Annotated in this window: 19 protein-coding genes; 7 read left to right on the top strand and 12 right to left on the bottom strand. The window is 39.4% G+C overall.

The genetic code is table 11. The features are described from left to right. Positions 1-149 precede the first annotated feature (149 nt). Together ACLCDV_RS14310 and ACLCDV_RS14305 are read right to left on the bottom strand one after the other, a co-directional pair. Positions 150-776: a hypothetical protein gene (locus ACLCDV_RS14310; RefSeq protein WP_411971470.1), complete on the bottom strand. Its 627-nt coding sequence runs from the start codon at positions 774-776 to the stop codon at positions 150-152. A 176-nt stretch (positions 777-952) separates the two neighbouring features. Then, the gene (locus ACLCDV_RS14305) at positions 953-1708 is read right to left on the bottom strand and encodes a Ku protein (protein ID WP_411971469.1); all 756 of its coding nucleotides are present in this window, start codon (positions 1706-1708) and stop codon (positions 953-955) included. Positions 1709-1835: 127 nt separating this feature from the next. Between ACLCDV_RS14305 and ACLCDV_RS14300 the strand changes: the two genes are divergently transcribed. Further along, positions 1836-3041: an NAD(P)/FAD-dependent oxidoreductase gene (locus tag ACLCDV_RS14300; protein ID WP_411971468.1), complete on the top strand. Its 1206-nt coding sequence runs from the start codon at positions 1836-1838 to the stop codon at positions 3039-3041. On the opposite strand, the gene ACLCDV_RS14295 is transcribed toward ACLCDV_RS14300, so the two are convergent. The 3 genes from ACLCDV_RS14295 to ACLCDV_RS14285 form a co-directional block, all read right to left on the bottom strand. Further along, a complete protein-coding gene (locus ACLCDV_RS14295; protein ID WP_411971467.1) occupies positions 3038-4012 on the bottom strand; it encodes a DNA topoisomerase IB in 975 nt (324 codons plus the stop codon). The two genes, ACLCDV_RS14300 and ACLCDV_RS14295, sit on opposite strands and share 4 nt — an antisense overlap. Positions 4013-4210: 198 nt before the next feature. Continuing rightward, complete coding sequence (locus ACLCDV_RS14290; RefSeq protein WP_317666350.1) at positions 4211-4402, bottom strand: hypothetical protein; 192 nt, start codon at positions 4400-4402, stop codon at positions 4211-4213. A gap of 78 nt (positions 4403-4480) precedes the next feature. Next, the gene (locus tag ACLCDV_RS14285; RefSeq protein WP_317666352.1) at positions 4481-4981 is read right to left on the bottom strand and encodes an RNA polymerase sigma factor; all 501 of its coding nucleotides are present in this window, start codon (positions 4979-4981) and stop codon (positions 4481-4483) included. A gap of 403 nt (positions 4982-5384) precedes the next feature. On the opposite strand from ACLCDV_RS14285, the gene ACLCDV_RS14280 reads away from it, so the two are divergent. Beyond that, positions 5385-5636: a hypothetical protein gene (locus ACLCDV_RS14280; protein WP_153848526.1), complete on the top strand. Its 252-nt coding sequence runs from the start codon at positions 5385-5387 to the stop codon at positions 5634-5636. Positions 5637-5691: 55 nt separating this feature from the next. Here the strand turns inward: ACLCDV_RS14280 and ACLCDV_RS14275 are convergent, their stop codons facing one another. Then, entirely contained in the window at positions 5692-6042 is a 351-nt protein-coding gene (locus ACLCDV_RS14275) for a hypothetical protein (RefSeq protein ID WP_317666354.1), read from the bottom strand. 145 nt (positions 6043-6187) lie between these two features. On the opposite strand from ACLCDV_RS14275, the gene ACLCDV_RS14270 reads away from it, so the two are divergent. The 3 genes from ACLCDV_RS14270 to ACLCDV_RS14260 all read left to right on the top strand — a co-directional run bounded on the left by ACLCDV_RS14270 (position 6188) and on the right by ACLCDV_RS14260 (position 7444). After that, positions 6188-6766 (top strand): hypothetical protein, encoded by a 579-nt coding sequence (locus ACLCDV_RS14270; protein ID WP_075992701.1) that lies wholly within the window; start codon positions 6188-6190, stop codon positions 6764-6766. A 175-nt stretch (positions 6767-6941) separates the two neighbouring features. Then, positions 6942-7214 carry a hypothetical protein gene (locus ACLCDV_RS14265; protein WP_182981648.1) on the top strand — a complete coding sequence of 91 codons (273 nt, stop codon included), beginning with the start codon at positions 6942-6944 and terminating at the stop codon, positions 7212-7214. A gap of 44 nt (positions 7215-7258) precedes the next feature. Continuing rightward, positions 7259-7444, top strand: coding sequence for a CsbD family protein (locus tag ACLCDV_RS14260; RefSeq protein ID WP_075992699.1), 186 nt, complete (start codon positions 7259-7261; stop codon positions 7442-7444). An 84-nt stretch (positions 7445-7528) separates the two neighbouring features. Here ACLCDV_RS14260 and ACLCDV_RS14255 read toward each other — a convergent pair whose 3' ends face one another. From ACLCDV_RS14255 to ACLCDV_RS14230, 6 genes are all read right to left on the bottom strand, one after another. Further along, entirely contained in the window at positions 7529-9340 is a 1812-nt protein-coding gene (locus tag ACLCDV_RS14255) for a glycoside hydrolase family 15 protein (protein ID WP_336836190.1), read from the bottom strand. Beyond that, the gene (locus ACLCDV_RS14250; protein ID WP_411971466.1) at positions 9340-11523 is read right to left on the bottom strand and encodes a bifunctional alpha,alpha-trehalose-phosphate synthase (UDP-forming)/trehalose-phosphatase; all 2184 of its coding nucleotides are present in this window, start codon (positions 11521-11523) and stop codon (positions 9340-9342) included. Before ACLCDV_RS14250 ends, ACLCDV_RS14255 begins: the two co-directional genes overlap by 1 nt. Before the next feature lie 229 nt (positions 11524-11752). Continuing rightward, positions 11753-12394, bottom strand: a complete 642-nt coding sequence (locus ACLCDV_RS14245) for a hypothetical protein (protein ID WP_317666362.1) — start codon at positions 12392-12394, stop codon at positions 11753-11755. Next, positions 12395-12901, bottom strand: coding sequence for an S-ribosylhomocysteine lyase (locus ACLCDV_RS14240; protein ID WP_075992695.1), 507 nt, complete (start codon positions 12899-12901; stop codon positions 12395-12397). It abuts the gene before it with no gap. Between the two features lie 109 nt (positions 12902-13010). Next, complete coding sequence (locus ACLCDV_RS14235) at positions 13011-13301, bottom strand: antibiotic biosynthesis monooxygenase family protein (RefSeq protein ID WP_088161631.1); 291 nt, start codon at positions 13299-13301, stop codon at positions 13011-13013. 117 nt (positions 13302-13418) lie between these two features. Beyond that, complete coding sequence (locus tag ACLCDV_RS14230; protein ID WP_411971465.1) at positions 13419-14351, bottom strand: LysR family transcriptional regulator; 933 nt, start codon at positions 14349-14351, stop codon at positions 13419-13421. 77 nt (positions 14352-14428) lie between these two features. Between ACLCDV_RS14230 and hutH the strand changes: the two genes are divergently transcribed. Further along, positions 14429-15988 (top strand): histidine ammonia-lyase, encoded by a 1560-nt coding sequence (hutH, locus tag ACLCDV_RS14225; protein ID WP_411971464.1) that lies wholly within the window; start codon positions 14429-14431, stop codon positions 15986-15988. A gap of 7 nt (positions 15989-15995) precedes the next feature. After that, the gene (gene hutI, locus ACLCDV_RS14220; protein WP_411971463.1) at positions 15996-17246 is read left to right on the top strand and encodes an imidazolonepropionase; all 1251 of its coding nucleotides are present in this window, start codon (positions 15996-15998) and stop codon (positions 17244-17246) included. Position 17247: the final 1 nt, after the last annotated feature.

Genomic DNA, 17247 nt, shown 5'->3' with positions numbered 1-17247 from the left:
TATGATATACATAAATATACAAAAAAAAAATCGACAACATCGATCGAATCTTTGCTAACAGAACGTTATAAAGTTATATAAAATTGTCTTATTGGTTTTTTTTAACTTTTAAATTAAAGCTGCCGCCAATTTCCGTGCGGCAGAAGGAATTAATGCTGAACATTAAACTCTTTGGCGATTGCATGAGCCATTCCTTTAATAAGTGATTTCCATTGTGGGTAAGATGCCCCCATTTTAGCTGCTAGACCAATGACATAATTCCTGACATTATCACTTATATTTTCATTGTCGACATTGATGATCTCGTTTCTTCCGGCGTACTGGAACAAAATACTATTCCTCCGTTGTTCGATCAAAAAGGTTGAAGATGAAATCCCTTCAAAAAAATGAGCTGTATTTTTATCCCCAGGATGGCTAGGATCGGGGCAAGGTTTTAATGTTATGGCAAAAACACTATAATCGTCCGTTTTGTCTGATATGAGACTGACTACATTCACCCAATCATAACCATTACTACTGGGAAGTCCCGGTCCTGGAATATCGAGTCTGATATAATCGTGTAATTCGAGTAAACGATCTATTGGAGTACCATAACCCGTCGTTAATTGAAATACAGTGGAAGGAATCTGAGCGAGTTCATACCAATGATTGACCTTTCTAAGATTGTTTATAGCCGAAGTATAGGCTAAATCGGCAATAGCCTCACTTGCAAATTCGAGGGATTCAAAGCAATCCAGGTGCTTGCCTTCTTTCTGTTCCGGTATGATATTCTTCATCTTATTTCACTTCTTATGCTTAAAATATTGAATTTCTTGCTCGTGTTTTTTTGCCTCCGCAAGGGTATCAAAAGTACCCAGGTTCCGACGTCTGTTCGTCTCTTTATCTGGATGCCTGGCATATATTCGATATTGTCCCGACTTTAGTTTACGTATCATGGCACAGGGTATTTTGTTTAACCAAGGCTTGCTTTAAGTTTTGCAAGCAAATCGTCCGCTTTTGTATGCTCTACCTTCATCTTTCGAATGGTAGGACGTTTACCCTTGTCTTTTTGTTTGATTATTTTGAGCAGGCCGTCCATATATTCGTTTTTATAGCTGCTGATATCGAAAGATGTACTGTGTTGCTTGATCAGCTGTGTAGCCATATCCATTTCTGCTTTTTGAATTTTAATTGTGTTAGGTAATTTAAGCTCATCAAGTGCCCTGATTTCCTGTTGATAACGTATTTTATTCAAAACCAATGCATTTTGATAAGGCTTTATAAGGGCTAGATGTTCTACATTTCGCATCACGAACGACCCTAAGCCCGCCATTTTAGTTTTTTCCAATGCTTTGAGCAACAACTGATAGGCTTTTTCTCCACCTTTTTGCGGCTCCAGGTAGTAGGGCGTTTCAAAATATATACTGTCCACATCCGTCAGTTCGACAAAAGCATGAAGATTGATAAGTTTGGTCTTTTCCGGACTTGCGTCTTCAAAATCCGCATCTTCCAATACGACATAATGATCTTTCATGAAATATCCCTTAACGATATTGTCCCATTTTACTTCTTTGCCGGTTTGTTCGTTTACCCGCTTAAATTTAATATTGGATAGATCTTTTCGATCAAGCATATCCAGATCTAAAGCAGCACTCTCCGTTGCACTATATATTTTAATTGGGATATTGACCAAACCAAAACCAATAGCCCCGGTCCAAATTGCTCGCATAAGTAATCTATTAATTGCTAATAGGATAACCTTGGTAATGATCAAATGGTTTGAATTTTTATAAAATGTCCGCCAAACTATTCTGGAAAGAAACAGTTATACAAACATTCAATATGCTTTTACTACAATGGATTTAAAGTCAAATGAACCTTTCTGGTTAATAAAAAACGGTCTTCTTAATAGTTACCCTTCCTTGCAAGATGATAATAGCTGTGATGTTCTTGTCGTTGGGGGCGGCATTACAGGGGCCCTGATCGCACATCAATGCATAAACGATGGAAAGAAATGTATTCTTATTGACAAGCGTGAAATTGTAAATGGGAGTTCGGCGGCAACAACCTCTATGTTGCAATATGAAATTGATGTGCCTTTGTATAGATTAAAGGAGTTAATTGGTGAAGAGGGCGCAATAGCGAGCTACAGCGCCTGCGGTGAAGCAATTGTCAAATTGGGGAAAATCGCAAAGAAAATCCGGTCCAAAGCTGGTTTCCGAACAAAAAAATCACTCTACTACGCGGCAAGGAAAAAAGATATCTCCTGGTTGAAGCAAGAGTTTGAAGCCCGACAAGCGGCGGGTTTTGACGTTAAATGGTTGACGGAACAAGATATCAAGGATCGTTATGCTATATATGGCGCTTATGCTGGGATTCTCTCTGCTCTAGGGGCAAGCATAGATGCCTTTTGCTTTACACATGAACTGCTGGCATACAACGTTAGAAAGGGATTATTGATTTTCGACAAAACAGCTTTAGACACTGTATTATATAAGTCGGGGCATAATCTTGTAACCACTTCAACAGGCGCTAAAATCAAAGCGAAGAAAATTATTTATTGTACAGGATACGAAACGACAAACCTTATTCCTGAAAAATTTGTCGATCTATTGAGTACCTTCGCAATCGTGTCAGAAGTCGATAAAGACAATTATGATCGGTATCGCGATCTGCTTATTTGGAATACCGCTGAACCTTATCTGTATATGCGCACCACAGACGATCATAGGTTTCTGATTGGGGGCGAAGATGAAGAATTCAAAGACCCTGTTAAGCGAGATAGTCTCATTTCAGCAAAATCACTTCAATTGGAAAAGTCATTTAACAAAATTATTGCCAATAGGGTCTTTCACGCAGATTTTGCCTGGGCTGGTACATTTGGAACAACCAAAGATGGATTGCCGTATATCGGAAAACATGAAAAGTTTAAAAACTCATATTTTGTATGTGGTTTCGGTGGAAATGGTATCACATTTTCGGTGGCTGCCATGGATATGGCAGCATGCTGGCTGAACAACCTACGCCATCCACTGGACAAATGGTTTAGGTTTGGGCGTTAAACAATTGCCTTAGCGGTGTGTTTAAGCAGAAAACGGTATAATTTATCCTCTAATTTCGCGAGCGGTAATTTACTTTTTATGCTGGGGAATCTTCCCTCCATAAATAAACGTTGTATGTCGGGATGGATATAATATGTCTGTGAAACAGTCTTTGTATTACCGAGTTGCTCAGCAACATGTTTAATGACCTTGTTTAACTGTCTTTTTCGCGCATTAAGTGTCTCTGCCTGTTTTGTTTGGGCGAGCTGGTAAAAAGCTTCTCGACTGGCTCCCCAAATGCGGATGCTTTTACAGCTGATCTGGCCCGTAGAATTCTCCCGGAGATACCGATTAAAGGCCGCACCACAGAACGTGCTTTCGCAGGTAGCACTATCAATCTGAAATATCCTTTTTCCTTTCATTTTTAAAAGTTCTTCCAAAAGCTTAGCTTGTTGCTTATTGGACCATGTCTTTTGCTGAAAAACGCCCTTTTTTCCCTTGTAGGCCAAAGAAATATTGTTGTTATCGATGGTGACATGCCTTTTTTCCAGTGTACTTAGGCCATATGACTTATTGGTCAGTGTATAGCGCTTATTGCCGATACGGATTAATGTACTGTCCATAATTTTAAAAGCAATTGCACACAATTTATCCATATCCCAAACCTGACGTTTGAGATGTTTAGTGCTGATCTTTCTTAATTCTTGCAAATATTTACCCATAAAAAGAATATTGCTGAACTTTGCCGCTTGCCGTTGGTCAACGAATTTCGTATGGTAGATATATTGTTTACGCTCTTTTTGATCAAATCCAAAAGCTTGCAGATCACTGGTTGCACTTTTGGCAATCCATACATTCTTCCAGTTGGGTGGAATAACCAGTTTCATTATTCTTTCTAAGATCTTTTTATCAGATACTTCTGTTCCTGATGTATCGAAATATTTAAAAGACTTGCCTATTTTCTTCCTTGTATAACCAGCTTTTACTTTCATATGAATTTTAATCTTTCTTGTAAGAACTGAAGAGGGGCATCCTTGGTTTTCAAAAAAGATAAGATACGTAGTATTCACATAAATCAAAGGTTTTATACAGAAAAGTGGGGGGCGGACTATCAGATAAATAAAATGAAAATATATTAAAAAAGGTTGCTTTCTTTACAAAAGCAACCCTTTCTATGGGTAAATTTCCACCTATTTTGTTTTATCTACAGAAGAAGCTTTTTTACCTTTCTCTGTATCAGCTTTAATTGGCTTTTTGTCTAATACCTCCGGAACTTCCGCTTGTATAATTGTTTTACCATTTCCTTTTCCAATGGGACCGCCACAGATAATCAGCGTAATGACCATATTGTGCTGATTTTTTATTTTAACTTCAGATTTCATATGTTTGTTATTTAGCGAATTGTCAGCTATCTGGTTTAATTACCTTAGGTAGATAACTTCAAAAAATACATTTTGTTTTTATTTTAGTTTATAAATTTTAAGCTGTTTTTGAAGCTTTTTCCGCGTCATGTGTATTCTGGTTTTAATTGTACCTTCTGGCATCCCAAAGTAGCTGGCGATCTCATGGTATTTGTATCCCTCAAGGAATAATTGAAACACTTGGTAATTTTCTTCCGACAAACTACACATCGCTTTTTGAATATCGTCAGCGATGAACTTGTTGTCACTTTTATTGGATTCTACAGTGTTCGTGCTTTCCAGACCGATGTATGTTTCATGGATGTCGTTCGTACGTTTGGCTTTGCGATATTGGTTAATGTAAACATTTTTCATAATAACGTAGAGCCACGACATTAATTTTGGATGACGGATAAAATCATCGATCGATTTCAATGCACGAATAAGCGTCTCTTGAATTAAATCCTCTTTTTCATCGGGATCATTGGTGAATTTTCCAGCAAAATGTTTCAAAAGACTTCTTTTTTCCTCGACTAAAATATTCAAATTGGAATTGCTCATAGTACCGTTTGTTAAATTGATTGATGTTTATTTGATACATGGAGGTGCAATTAAAGTGCTACATTTACGTTTTCAGATTCATCTAAAACTTGTTTAAACAGGCATAGGGGAAAAATACGTACACCTGCGTATTGATCGTTTTGTAGCCTAAACGCTACAAGAATACACAATTGAAAACGTCCCGATAAAAATAGGCGGCCGATTAGGGACCGGTCAATTGGGTATTTGTTCCATTAAAAAATGTCTTTATTACGGGTATCCTTCTGTATTCAGTGGAGTATGGGAACTGTCTATTTTTTTAAGCAGAAGTTTAAATGATTGTTTTTTATCAGTTTTTATTAAACTAATAAGTTCTGAATGTGGTTCTTAAGAAAAAAAGGTTGATCACAAAAACAAATAGAATATGAAAAAGAGCAAGAAATTCACGGTAGTTTTGGGAACGTTATTATTTTGCAGCACACTATTCTTTGCGTGCCAAAATCCAAACAAAAATCCAGCAGAGGGAAGTGGTCAGGCGGACAATATCGCGCCGAGCGCTGCCGATGAGACAAGATACAATTTAAGCGAGCAACAAAAAATGAGCATGCAGAAGGATACCAGTTTAGCAGACACGCTTAGGAAGGATAGTATCAATGCTATACAATCTAAACCTTAAAGGAGCACTTAGCAAAGGTCACCCGTACCGCTTCGTTATATCCAAAAAAACTCCCTTAGTTGTGGGAGTTTTTTTTGTCCTTTTCTTTTTGATCTGAATCAGCATCATAAATATCTTCTTCTGAATGATCTGGTTTCTCTTTATGTTGATCCTCTTCTGTATTAATCTTTTCTTTAGTAGTGCGGTCGCGTTGTTCTTCTTCACTTGGATCGGGGCCAGCCATACTTTTTGGAGCGTATAGTTTGAGATTGACCGCATCTCGATCCGAAACTTTGGATGGACTAAATAAAGCCCTAAGACTGTAGCTGTCCGGTTCGTTTTCCATTGGGGCTATTTCGTGCAAGAATAGGGAGCTTTCTCGGGAATAATCTGAAATAGTATCGCCAAATTGAATTGCTGTATTCATAGTCTTTTTAATAGGAACATGAGCCAAATCTGATTGGTTCTCTTTTTTATAAAATGACAAAACGATATATTTTAAGAATAAATTTAAAACTTTTCATTTGTCGACCTTGTTATTAAACTAAAGTAATTTAGATAATAGATATACTATGAGAAAATTGACACTTCTTTTATTAATAACAGCAGGAATTGGGTATCAGGCCCATGCTCAGAAAATTGAAACCACGCCACAGATGTCATCGGATGTCGGAATTGAACCTATTCGACAAGGAAATTGGATGGTCGGTGGATCGATCGGTAATCTTGGCTATAGTTTTGAAGGAAAATCATTTAATGTAGCACTTCAACCACGAGCTGGTTATTTCGTGTCCGATGGATTGGCTATTGGTGCACAGGCAAATCTTGGTCTGGCTACTCAAAAAGATGCTGATAATGAATGGACCTATGGTGTAGCGCCATTTGTGCGTTATTACTTTCCAAATGCGGGATCAAGTACAGGTCGGTTTTTTGGACAGGGAGATATTGGTATTTCAGGAAGCTCTAGGGGCAAAGATGTCGCGCTAGCGGTAGGAGCCAATGTTGGATATGCACATTTTATCACACGAACTGTTGCTTTGGAAGCTACCTTTGGCTACAATTATAGCAAGGCTAATATTAATACAGGCAGCGGTGCGAGTGGGTTAGGCGTTGGCGTAGGTTTTCAAATCTATTTACCAGGTAAACGCTAGCAAAAAATAGCAATCTTTAACAGCATGTTTCCAATTGATCAATTGGAAACATTTTTTTTGGACGCCACCGTATAATTACTTGCTTATATGTATGAAAGACCTATTCTTCTCAAAATGACAAAAATTAGAAAACATTTGAAGCAACGTAGCTGTTTTTCTGATAAAAGGAGCTGAAATGATGACAGGGACAAAAAATATTGGTTTGGTACTCAAAGATAGAATGGGGAAATGGTCTTCTTATAACATTCCATTACTCAAAGAGTGCCACCTGAACAACAAGCTTGTGAAGAGCAATGAGCTGGAAGGTATTTTTGTCATAGGAAGTTTAGCAACGGGACTATACATATTTTCATTGTATAAAAACCGTTTTATAGACTTGATGGGCAAGCGAATAGGGATGGAGGAGATCTGTGAACATTTTGATAGCTATAAACAGACATTAATATAGATATATAAGTACAAACAATTCATTTTTTTAAACAAGGAGCATTTATGAGTAATTTAACATGGAAAGGCCGTTGGAACGAGCTGAAAGGTAAAGTGAAACAGCAATATGCAGATTTAACCGATGATGATCTACTATATGCAGAGGGAAAAGAAGATGAATTGTTGGGTAAATTGCAACAAAAGACCGGAAAAACCAAAGAAGAGGTAGAAAACTGGCTGGATAAATTGTAATATTTTATCAAGGCCATTTAATTGGCAATTATACGTGTAAAAATGTGCGATCAATTTATTTTGATCGCACATTTTGTTTTTATGTCAATGAAAAATTGGTTTATCTAATTTGATGGCAAGACGATAAACGGCATTCATCAATCCAACGTGACTGTAGGCTTGTGGAAAATTGCCCCATTGGCTGCCATTGTCCTCGGTAACATCCTCACTGAACAGGCCCAGGTGATTGCTGTAGGTCAGCAAACGTTCCAGGATCTCTTTCGCTTCCTCCACACGGCCGACACAGGCTAGCGCTTCCACGTACCAAAATGCACAGACTAAGAAAGTGGATTTGGGTCTGCCGAAGTCATCTTGATGCTTATATCGATAGAAAAGTCCATTTTCACCTTTTAATTCCTTTTCCAGCATTTCGAGATGATGAAGGGCGCGTTCCGATTTTGGGTCAAGGTAATCCATGACGATGAGCTGCAAGGTACTGGCGTCTAAATTCCGGCTATCAATAGCATTCTGATAGACTTTTCGCTCTTCGTCATAACAGGCCTCGATGTAAGCTTCTGCTTTTTTTAAGAGGACATTTGCGCGATCCTCCATATCTTGATAACCATTTTGCCGCGCAATCAACAGGGCTGCTTTACATCCAACCCATTGAAAAAGATTGGAATAGCAATGGTGGTTGGCAAAATTTCTAAACTCCCAGATACCGGCATCTTTTTCCTCAATAGTAGCCTCAATCTTTTCGAGAATGAAATTTACCCAGCCTAATACATTCTTGTTTTCATGGATTTTAAAACGCTGGTCGGTGAAAAGAGGTAACAAGGCAATCATTGCCTGGCCATATACATCATTTTGAATATGTTCAAAAGCTTGATTGCCGATCCGTACTGGACCGCTATCCTGATAGCCTTTTAGGTAAGGTAAAATGTGCTCCGTCAGTTCTGTGGTACCAAGGATACCATATAAAGGTTGAAGTCTTCCAGGGTTGCGATGCGTGATGCCAGCAATATAATTCGCAAAGCTCTCCATTTCTTCAAATTGACCGATGTGCGTCAAGGCTGTTAGGACATAATAACTATCACGTACCCAGCAATAACGGTAGTCCCAGTTTCTTCCCGAGCCTGGATATTCGGGCAGACTAGTGGTTGATGCGGCGATAATTGCTCCGGTATCCTCATATTGATGAAGTTTCAACACCAGAGCCGATCGGATAACTTCTGTTTGATATATGTTGGGGATACTACACCTTTTAATCCATCGCTGCCAATAACTGAGCGTCTTATGGAGGAAATCCTCACAGGTGCTTGCAATGGCCGATTCGAAAGCTGCATCATACGTCAGTATAAGGTATTTATTTTCACTGATAATGGTCCAGCTTTCCTCTTGGAAGAAATGTGAAATAGGCAGATCAGTAGTAAGTCGAATCCGTTCTCCGACCTGATCGTTGCTATAAAGAATATGGTTACTGCCGCGGGTAGGCTTAAGTGCCAAGCGGCCGTAGTCAGCAGTCGGCTGACACCTGATGTTGACGCTAGGGGCACCATGCAGTGGCTCAATCTTGCGTATCAGCATCAACGGTTTAAAATACCGCCCGAATTGTTCAAAACGAGGTGCAAAATCGGTAATACGATAGGCATAAGATTCTGTATGGATTTCCGTGCAGAGTACATTGGAGTTTTTGATGTAATACTGCTTGGTTTCCACAACTGCTTCCTCTGAACTAATCTTGAACGTTCCACCTTGATTTTTATCGATCATACTGCCGAATACAAAGCTATCTTCAAACGATGGCCAGCACAACCATGATATGTTTGTGTCAATGCCAACATGCGCTATGTAGGAACAATTTCCAATGATTCCAGATTGGTAGATATGTCTGTTTTCTGTTGTATTTTCGTTCATTATTTTACGATAAGTTGATTTAAAAATTGAAGAACATCTTCCTGTTCATCTAAATAATATTTTGCTGCAGATTTGTTGCTGCCTACCTTAATACTTATGGTCGATTGAGGTAGATACCTAAATAGATCCTCGTCCGTAATGTCGTCGCCAATAGCCAACATGAAATCTGCTTTTATGTGTCCCGCGATTTCCAATGCCGCCTTACCTTTATTAACTTCTGTATTTTTGACCTCAATGACAGCATTTCCGTCCAGTAGCTGTAATCCATAGTCGTTGAGCATTGGGTTTAAGGTCTCCTTTAGCTCTGTTGCTTTAAGTTCGCCTAAGCCCAGTTCCACTTTTCTATAATGCCAAGCTAACGAGTAGGGCTTGACCTCAATATAAGCACCCGGAGTTTGATCGGCCAGTTTTTCCATCAGCTTCCTTACTTCAGGCATCCAGTGGAGGGCCAATCCTTTTTTATACGACCAGTTGAAATTTGGGAAATTTGACCAAATGCCATGTTCGGCAACTAAATAGTAAGATCGACCGTCAAACCAAGACGATAAGCTCTCTTGTGATCGGCCGCTTATGATGACCAATGTATTGAGTGGATCAGAAATGATATTATCCAAAAGGTTATACAACAGGGTCGTCGGAGTTGCTTTCTGGGCATGGTTCTGGAATTTGACCAAGGTACCGTCATAGTCCAGAAAAAAGAGTCTATTGCTACTTTTGCTATACCTTTCTGAAATACTATTCAACACCTTATCCGAGATTCGCCTTGCCCATTCGTCACGTTGTATGGCTTTGGTTTCAGCCAAACGATTGGTAAAGAGCTGCACCCAATGTTGCACATTAAACTTCTGTATAATCTGAATATTGGCATCGGTACGTTCCTGAATTTCTTCGGGCGGCATTTTAAGCGCTTGGTAAATACTGTCTGCCGTTTCTGTACGATTATAGGGGTTAATAATCAAGGCATCAACGAGTTCCTTGGAGGCTCCTGCAAACTCACTTAAAATCAATACCCCCTTTGATAAAGTCTTACTTGCGATGTATTCTTTACTTACAAGATTCATCCCATCTCGCGTAGATGTAATCATACAGATATCGGATGCAACATATAATCCAACCAGCTCTTCGAATGGAAGCGATTTATAAAAATATAGTACCGGCGTCCAGCTTAGATTGCCATAAATGGAATTGATTTCACTCACCTTCCGGTTAATCTCATCTTTCAGTTTTTTGTATTGCGATACCTTATCCCTGGAGGGCACGATAAGCATATATAGCACAACTTTTGTATGCCATTCGGGGTATTTTTCAAGGAAAGTGAGGAATGCACGTAATCGCTCTAATATCCCTTTGCTATAATCGAGCCTATCGACAGCTATAATAATCTTTTGATCGGGAAAATGGCTCCGGAATTGGCTTGCAATGGACTGGATTTTAGGCTGACTGCTGACTTCGACGAATTTATCAAAATCAATACCCATCGGAAAGGATTCTATAAATATATGACGGTCTTTGTACTTGAGCTGGTTATGTCCAGACGATACATGCAGTATTTTTTTGCAGGCATTTAGAAAGTTCTGACTATCGGCGAAAGTATGAAATCCGATAAGATCTGCTCCCAGTAAACCTTCAACCAATTCTTTACGTTGCGGAATGTTCATAAAGAGTTCTTCCGAAGGAAAAGGGATATGGTGAAAATAACCGATGTTGAGCTCTTGGTTTTCTAAACGCAACAGTTGAGGGAGTAGCATAAGCTGATAATCCTGCACCCAAATAAAATCGGATGGCGCATCGATAGAAAGCGCAGCCTCGCAAAATTTCTTATTTACCATGACATAGGTAGACCAATATTCGCGGTCAAAATGGATGTAGCCCGGCTGATAGTGGCAAATAGGCCAGAGGACCTCATTGGAATAACCTTCGTAGAAATTACGTATTTCATCTTTTGATAAGAAAACAGGAAGTAAGCTCATCGGCTTGAGAAGCTCGACAATCTTTTCTTTTTCCTCTTCATCTTTGGGAACAATTCCCGGCCAGCCAACCCAAAGTATTTCATCCGTATCAAAGGCGGAATTTAAACCGGTTGCCAGTCCGCCCGCACTAGGCTTGATGATTAATTTTTCTTTTTTTCGTTCTATTTGTATCGGCAGTCTATTTGAAATTATTATTTTCTTCTTTTTCTTCATAAGAATATTAGATCGATTTATTTGCAGTGTGGAAGAGTTATATTGAAATAACGATGGGCTTGTAATCCACTTATCTGAACAACCTCGGGAGAGAATAGTTTGAATAAATTCAAATTAGAAAGACAATAGGGAAGCTGTTGAAGAAAGAACACGGTATTTTGCAAAAAAAAAGACCTCTATTTCTACAGGTCTTTTTTTGCTATTTCATTAGATTCCGATATACTGAAAATTACGATACACTGACCGCTACAGCTTTTTCGTTATCCAGCTTTTTCATGAATTGATCGAGAATATCACCTAATCTCCCTGAAATTTCGCCTAAAATACTTTCCCAATCTTTCACTGTACCATCACAATTGTCTGAAACAATTTTAATACTATGAAAGGTGAGATTTTTTTGAAAACAGAAATTCGCTAGGGCATAAGATTCCATATCAAATGCCAAAGGATTAAAATGTTTGATATCCTGATAAAAAGCAGTATTTACATTGATAAAACGATCCGATGTCAAAAGTGCATCTTCGTAGCGAAATTCATCACGAGATATGGATTCCAATACGCCTTGACCTTTAAAAAACAAGGTGTTTTCCAGGAAAAATCCATCCGTATAAGCATCCCCTTGTGCATAGTATGCCGGATAAAGGACATGGCCTATCGGATGCCTTGTACAACCTACCGTGCCAACATTGAGAAGAACAGGACTGATCCCTAATGCTTTGATGTCCTCGTAAAGCGTAGCTACAGACAGGAGCGCATTTACTTTACCTACACCAATTTCGTATACAAAAGTCGATTCACTTGTCGAATTAAAAGATAGCTCATTTTTATTTGCTACCAAGATAATCGTTTCAATATCTTTATTCAGGATCATTTAATTTTCTTCGATATATGGATACTCAAATTCCAATTCTTCGGCAGTAATTAGATTTAAGAAGTTAACACAAGCCTGTTTTGAGGTGGGAAAATCCATGAATGTGTAGTTTCCGCAGCTAATTGGATTTTGGAAAGGTACTTCGTATCCTTCTGTAAGAACAGTCTCTAATACTTCTTTCATCAATTCCGCCACATTCTGAGGAGTTTTCGCTGTTCCAGCCAAAACAACATAAAATCCCGTGCAACAACCCATTGGCCCAACATAAATAACTTCATCACCTAAGATGGTTCTAATTTCTGTTGCAAAACAATGTTCTAAGGTATGCATGACCTCAGGTGATAGCATACGCTCCGGAGAATTCGGTCTGATCATGCGAATGTCGTAAGTTGTGTAACTCTCAACATTGCTGTTATTGGTTGTAGAAGCTTTAGCGTAGATCCCTTGTTTTAATTTGGTATGATCTACCGTAAAACTATTTACTTTTGCTTTTTCTTTTGTGTACATCTTGTTCTGTTCAAAGCTATAACGCTTGTGACGTTATAGGGGTTAAAAGTTGAATATCAAAAATTTCTACAAAGATACTAGATTATTGTAGAAAAGAACGACAAAACTACTATTTTAACACTTCATAATGTTCGACTGTTGGAAATGGATCGTAGTAATGGTGTAAAAGTTTCTCCCATTCCTTAAATAATGCCGACTCCCTGAAACCAATGGTATGGTCTTCTAAAGTTTCCCATTCAACCAACAAAATGTACTGGTTATCTTTTTCAATACATTTACGTAAGGAATGCGTGATATAACCTTTACTCGCACTAATATACTGGCAAGCTGTTTTATAATCTCTTTCAAAATCGGACTGTTGTCCTTCAATAATTTGTAATACAGCTACTTCTAAAATCATAATTCGTTTTTTAAATAAAGTTTAGTAAATACATCAAACTTAGAGAATTTGTTTTTTATATGCAAAACAATAACAAGCTTATCCGAACAATTTATTTGGCATTCTTTTGATGCAGGCTTAGCTATTATTGTTTATGCCGGCAGTATAAGGTCCAGCTTTGTTGGTTTGCGAAGCGATGATCTGAACAACTAATGGAATACCCGGATTACGATTTTGGGCATTCCAAACCAAGGAGAGCGTTGTTCGCTGCGGCAAAGTATCCAATTCAAGGAAAGTAACATCAACATGGTATCCGTTCTTTAAAGAGGAAGGAACAATGGCAACACCCAGTCCTTGCGCTACCATATTAAAAATGGTCAAAGCATTCACTGTCCGTAAAGTAACTTTGGGGATAAACTTATGATCACTAAAAATACTCATCACGAGATCATAATAAGAGTGGCTATAGTTTTTGGAAAATAAGATAAATGATTCATTTTTGAATGCATCAAGACTTGCACGCGGCGACTTCAATAGGGGATGATCGTTGGGTAAAACGAGGCTAAAATGCTCTGTATGTATAGGCAGGCTACATAACCCGGGGGGCGTTTCGGAAAGACGAACAAACCCTAAGTCCAGTTCTTTTTTCTCCAGCAGATCCAGCTGGGTTTCATTCGCTAGTTCGTGAAGTGTTAACTCGATATCAGGCTGCTGCTGTTTTAAATTAACAAGTAGTTCCGGCAGGATTGTTTGAACAGCTGATCCGATAAACCCCAGCTTTAAGGTGCTTATTTTACCGTTGGCAAAACTTTGAAGTTGAGTTTCAATCTGATCCAAGTGCCTAAATAGTTCTTTCACCTCCTGAAAGAGATACAGCCCCGCTTCAGTCATTTGAACATTTCGTTTATTACGCTCAAAAAGTGTTACGCCATAGGATTCCTCCAACTGTTTAATTTGTCTGCTCAAGCCTGGTTGCGCAATAAATAATTTTTCGGCAGCCCTTCTAAAATGCAGCTCTTCCGCCAATACCTTAAAATATAGTAAATGTCTTAGCTCTATTTGATAATTCATGGTTATCAATTGATGATAAAAATGGTATTTCTAATTATCAAATATAGCAAGTACATTTGAGTAAAGCAGTTATGATAATGGAAAAATTTTTATATGGCAGTGGGCAGCTAACATGCTCCACAGCTTTAGCGATAGCAAAAGGAACAGTTACCGGGGAAATTTCCCCCGAAGTCAAGGATAAGATTGAGCAAAGCGCCAGTTATGTCAGGAAAATAGTAGAGCGCGGTGAGGTTGTCTATGGGATCAATACAGGTTTCGGTCCATTGTGTACCACACTTATTGATGCAAGTCAAACGCAGCTGTTACAGGAAAATATTCTAAAAAGCCATGCTGTCGGTATGGGAGAACCTATAGCCAACGATTTGGCCAAATTGATGCTTATTCTTAAAGTTCACGCACTTTCTAAGGGATTTTCAGGAGTCCAGTATGCGACGATTGAGCGGATTATTTGGCATATTGAAAATGATGTCATTCCTGTGGTTCCTAAACAAGGTTCTGTGGGCGCATCGGGTGATTTGGCTCCATTGTCACATTTATTTTTACCATTGATTGGCCTAGGAAAAGTCAACGTAGAAGGGGAGATTGTGGAGACAGTAGCCGTTTTGGAAAAACACGGTATGGCACCGGTTCAGTTGGGCGCAAAAGAGGGTCTGGCTTTAATCAATGGAACTCAATTTATGGCGGCACATGGTGTGATGGCTGTTGCCGAGTTAAATCGTGTACTTCAGAACGCTGATATTATTGCTACCTTAATGATTGAAGGCTTAAATGGTTCAATAAAACCATTTTTTACAGAATTACATCAATTACGCCCGCACCCAGGAAACCGCTATGTTGCTGCAAGCATTTTTAACATGCTTCATGGCTCGGCTATTTTGGAAAGCCACAAAGACTGTTCTCGTGTACAAGATCCCTATTCGCTGCGCTGTATCCCTCAGGTCCATGGAGCATCACGCAATGCTTGGTTTCATTTGAAGGATACCATAGAAATCGAAATAAATGCAGTGACCGACAATCCTGTGATCATTAATGATGAACTCACCATTAGTGGCGGTAGCTTTCACGGACAGTCAATCGCTTTGCCTTTGGATTATGCCACACTGGCCGCATCGGAAATTGGCAATATTTCGGACCGTAGGGTCTATTTGTCTTTAGAAGGTCAAACCAACGGTGTCCCAAAATTGTTAATGAAGTCAACCGGTCTCAATTCAGGATTTATGATCTTACAATATAGCACTGCCGCGATTGCAAGTGAGAATAAAGGACTTTGTTTTCCTGCAGGTGCAGATAGTATTCCTACCTCTTTAGGCCAGGAAGATCATGTCAGTATGGGATCTATTGCCGGCCGAAAATTACTGCAGGTCATTTACAATGTCGATAAAATACTAAGTATTGAACTGTTATGTGCGGCACAGGCCAAGGATTACCATCAGCCATTAAAATCGACTGCAGCATTGGAAGCTATCCATGCAAGAATTCGTCAGTCTATTCCGCATATTGAATCCGATCAACCTATGGAAGAGCTGCTGACTGAGGCACAAAGGCTCGTAAAATCAGGCGAACTGATCACATTGCATCGTCAATATGCTACAGGTGAGATGGAAGCGGATTTGAAACAAAGGTTTGAAATGTTTTAAACGAAGAATGATGGAAAAAGAGCTGAAATTAGTTGGACCTTTTAGGCAGGTATTAACGATGTCAAATATGCCCGAAAATGGGGCACTCCACGATAAACAATTGGCTATTATTAAAGAAGGTGGTATTTTAATAGCAGGTAATCATATATTGGAAGTAGGGGATTTTGAGCAACTACAACTGCAATGGGGAAAGGAGGCGGCACTTGTACTTGTAGAAGGAGATCAGGTCGCTCTGCCAGGCTTTATTGATTGCCATACACATATTGCTTTTGCCGGTAATCGAGCGAATGATTTCGCCCTTCGAAATGCGGGCTCAAGCTACCTGGAGATTGCAGCGGCAGGAGGTGGGATCTGGAGCACCGTTTCCCATACGCGGGATTGTAACGCCGAAGAATTGATTGATCTCACCATCCAGCGCGCAAATTTTCTATTAAGGCAAGGAATCACAACAATTGAAGTTAAAAGTGGTTACGGTCTCAATGTTAAAGAAGAACTTAAGATATTACGGGTCATTCAGGAATCGGATCGTCGTACGGCATCAGACCTTATTCCAACTTGTTTGGCGGCACATATGCTCCCACGGGACTTCGACGGATCGGCAAAAGAATATCTTCATCTGATCACAACAGATCTTTTTCCCCTATTGAAATCAGAAGGGCTGTCGAATCGGATTGACGCATTTATCGAAAAAACGGCTTTTCAGGGGGAAGACGTTGTGGCCTATTTACGAAAAGCAAAAGCAATGGGTTTTGATCTGACGATTCATGCCGATCAGTTTACCACTTCGGGAAGTCAGATTGCTGTAGAACTCGGTGCGCATTCTGCGGATCATCTTGAAGCATCAACTGCGGCTGAAATAGAACTCATCGCACACTCAGCTACTGTTGCTGTGGCGCTGCCTGCAGCCTCCATTGGCCTCGGATGTGGTTTTACACCTGCTAGAAAGTTGCTGGATGCAGGGGCATGTTTGGCAATAGGAAGTGACTGGAATCCAGGTTCCGCGCCCATGGGACAGTTACTGACGAGTGCGAGTATTTTGGCAACAGCAGAAAAGTTGACGAATGCTGAGCTGCTTGCAGCACTAACCTACCGTGCTGCAAAAGCCTTAAATCTGTCGGATCGCGGCGTATTGACCAAGGGCATGAAAGCAGACTTCAGTTTATTTAAAACAGATAATTATCAGGATATTACTTACTACCAAGGAAGCTTGCAGCCTACGGCAGTATGGAAAAATGGTCAGGAAGTATTCTCAATATAAT

The organism is Sphingobacterium sp. Lzh-3 (genome assembly GCF_046764375.1).
Lineage (GTDB): Bacteria > Bacteroidota > Bacteroidia > Sphingobacteriales > Sphingobacteriaceae > Sphingobacterium.
The sequence above is the reverse complement of the archived record's forward strand: the minus strand, read 5'-3'. Positions and strand labels throughout refer to the sequence as shown.

Bases quoted from the DNA above. Each gene is read 5' to 3' on its own strand.
- ACLCDV_RS14265 (WP_182981648.1), top strand. From the start codon at position 6,942: ATGATGACAGGGACAAAAAATATTGGTTTGGTACTCAAAGATAGAATG.
- ACLCDV_RS14285 (WP_317666352.1), bottom strand. From the start codon at position 4,981: ATGAGCAATTCCAATTTGAATATTTTAGTCGAGGAAAAAAGAAGTCTT.
- ACLCDV_RS14255 (WP_336836190.1), bottom strand. From the start codon at position 9,340: ATGAACGAAAATACAACAGAAAACAGACATATCTACCAATCTGGAATC.
- ACLCDV_RS14245 (WP_317666362.1), bottom strand. From the start codon at position 12,394: ATGATCCTGAATAAAGATATTGAAACGATTATCTTGGTAGCAAATAAA.
- ACLCDV_RS14280 (WP_153848526.1), top strand. From the start codon at position 5,385: ATGAAAAAGAGCAAGAAATTCACGGTAGTTTTGGGAACGTTATTATTT.
- ACLCDV_RS14300 (WP_411971468.1), top strand. From the start codon at position 1,836: ATGGATTTAAAGTCAAATGAACCTTTCTGGTTAATAAAAAACGGTCTT.
- hutH (WP_411971464.1), top strand. From the start codon at position 14,429: ATGGAAAAATTTTTATATGGCAGTGGGCAGCTAACATGCTCCACAGCT.
- ACLCDV_RS14290 (WP_317666350.1), bottom strand. From the start codon at position 4,402: ATGAAATCTGAAGTTAAAATAAAAAATCAGCACAATATGGTCATTACG.
- ACLCDV_RS14250 (WP_411971466.1), bottom strand. From the start codon at position 11,523: ATGAAGAAAAAGAAGAAAATAATAATTTCAAATAGACTGCCGATACAA.
- ACLCDV_RS14260 (WP_075992699.1), top strand. From the start codon at position 7,259: ATGAGTAATTTAACATGGAAAGGCCGTTGGAACGAGCTGAAAGGTAAA.
- ACLCDV_RS14295 (WP_411971467.1), bottom strand. From the start codon at position 4,012: ATGAAAGTAAAAGCTGGTTATACAAGGAAGAAAATAGGCAAGTCTTTT.
- ACLCDV_RS14240 (WP_075992695.1), bottom strand. From the start codon at position 12,901: ATGTACACAAAAGAAAAAGCAAAAGTAAATAGTTTTACGGTAGATCAT.
- ACLCDV_RS14275 (WP_317666354.1), bottom strand. From the start codon at position 6,042: ATGAATACAGCAATTCAATTTGGCGATACTATTTCAGATTATTCCCGA.
- ACLCDV_RS14310 (WP_411971470.1), bottom strand. From the start codon at position 776: ATGAAGAATATCATACCGGAACAGAAAGAAGGCAAGCACCTGGATTGC.
- ACLCDV_RS14230 (WP_411971465.1), bottom strand. From the start codon at position 14,351: ATGAATTATCAAATAGAGCTAAGACATTTACTATATTTTAAGGTATTG.
- ACLCDV_RS14235 (WP_088161631.1), bottom strand. From the start codon at position 13,301: ATGATTTTAGAAGTAGCTGTATTACAAATTATTGAAGGACAACAGTCC.
- hutI (WP_411971463.1), top strand. From the start codon at position 15,996: ATGATGGAAAAAGAGCTGAAATTAGTTGGACCTTTTAGGCAGGTATTA.
- ACLCDV_RS14305 (WP_411971469.1), bottom strand. From the start codon at position 1,708: ATGCGAGCAATTTGGACCGGGGCTATTGGTTTTGGTTTGGTCAATATC.
- ACLCDV_RS14270 (WP_075992701.1), top strand. From the start codon at position 6,188: ATGAGAAAATTGACACTTCTTTTATTAATAACAGCAGGAATTGGGTAT.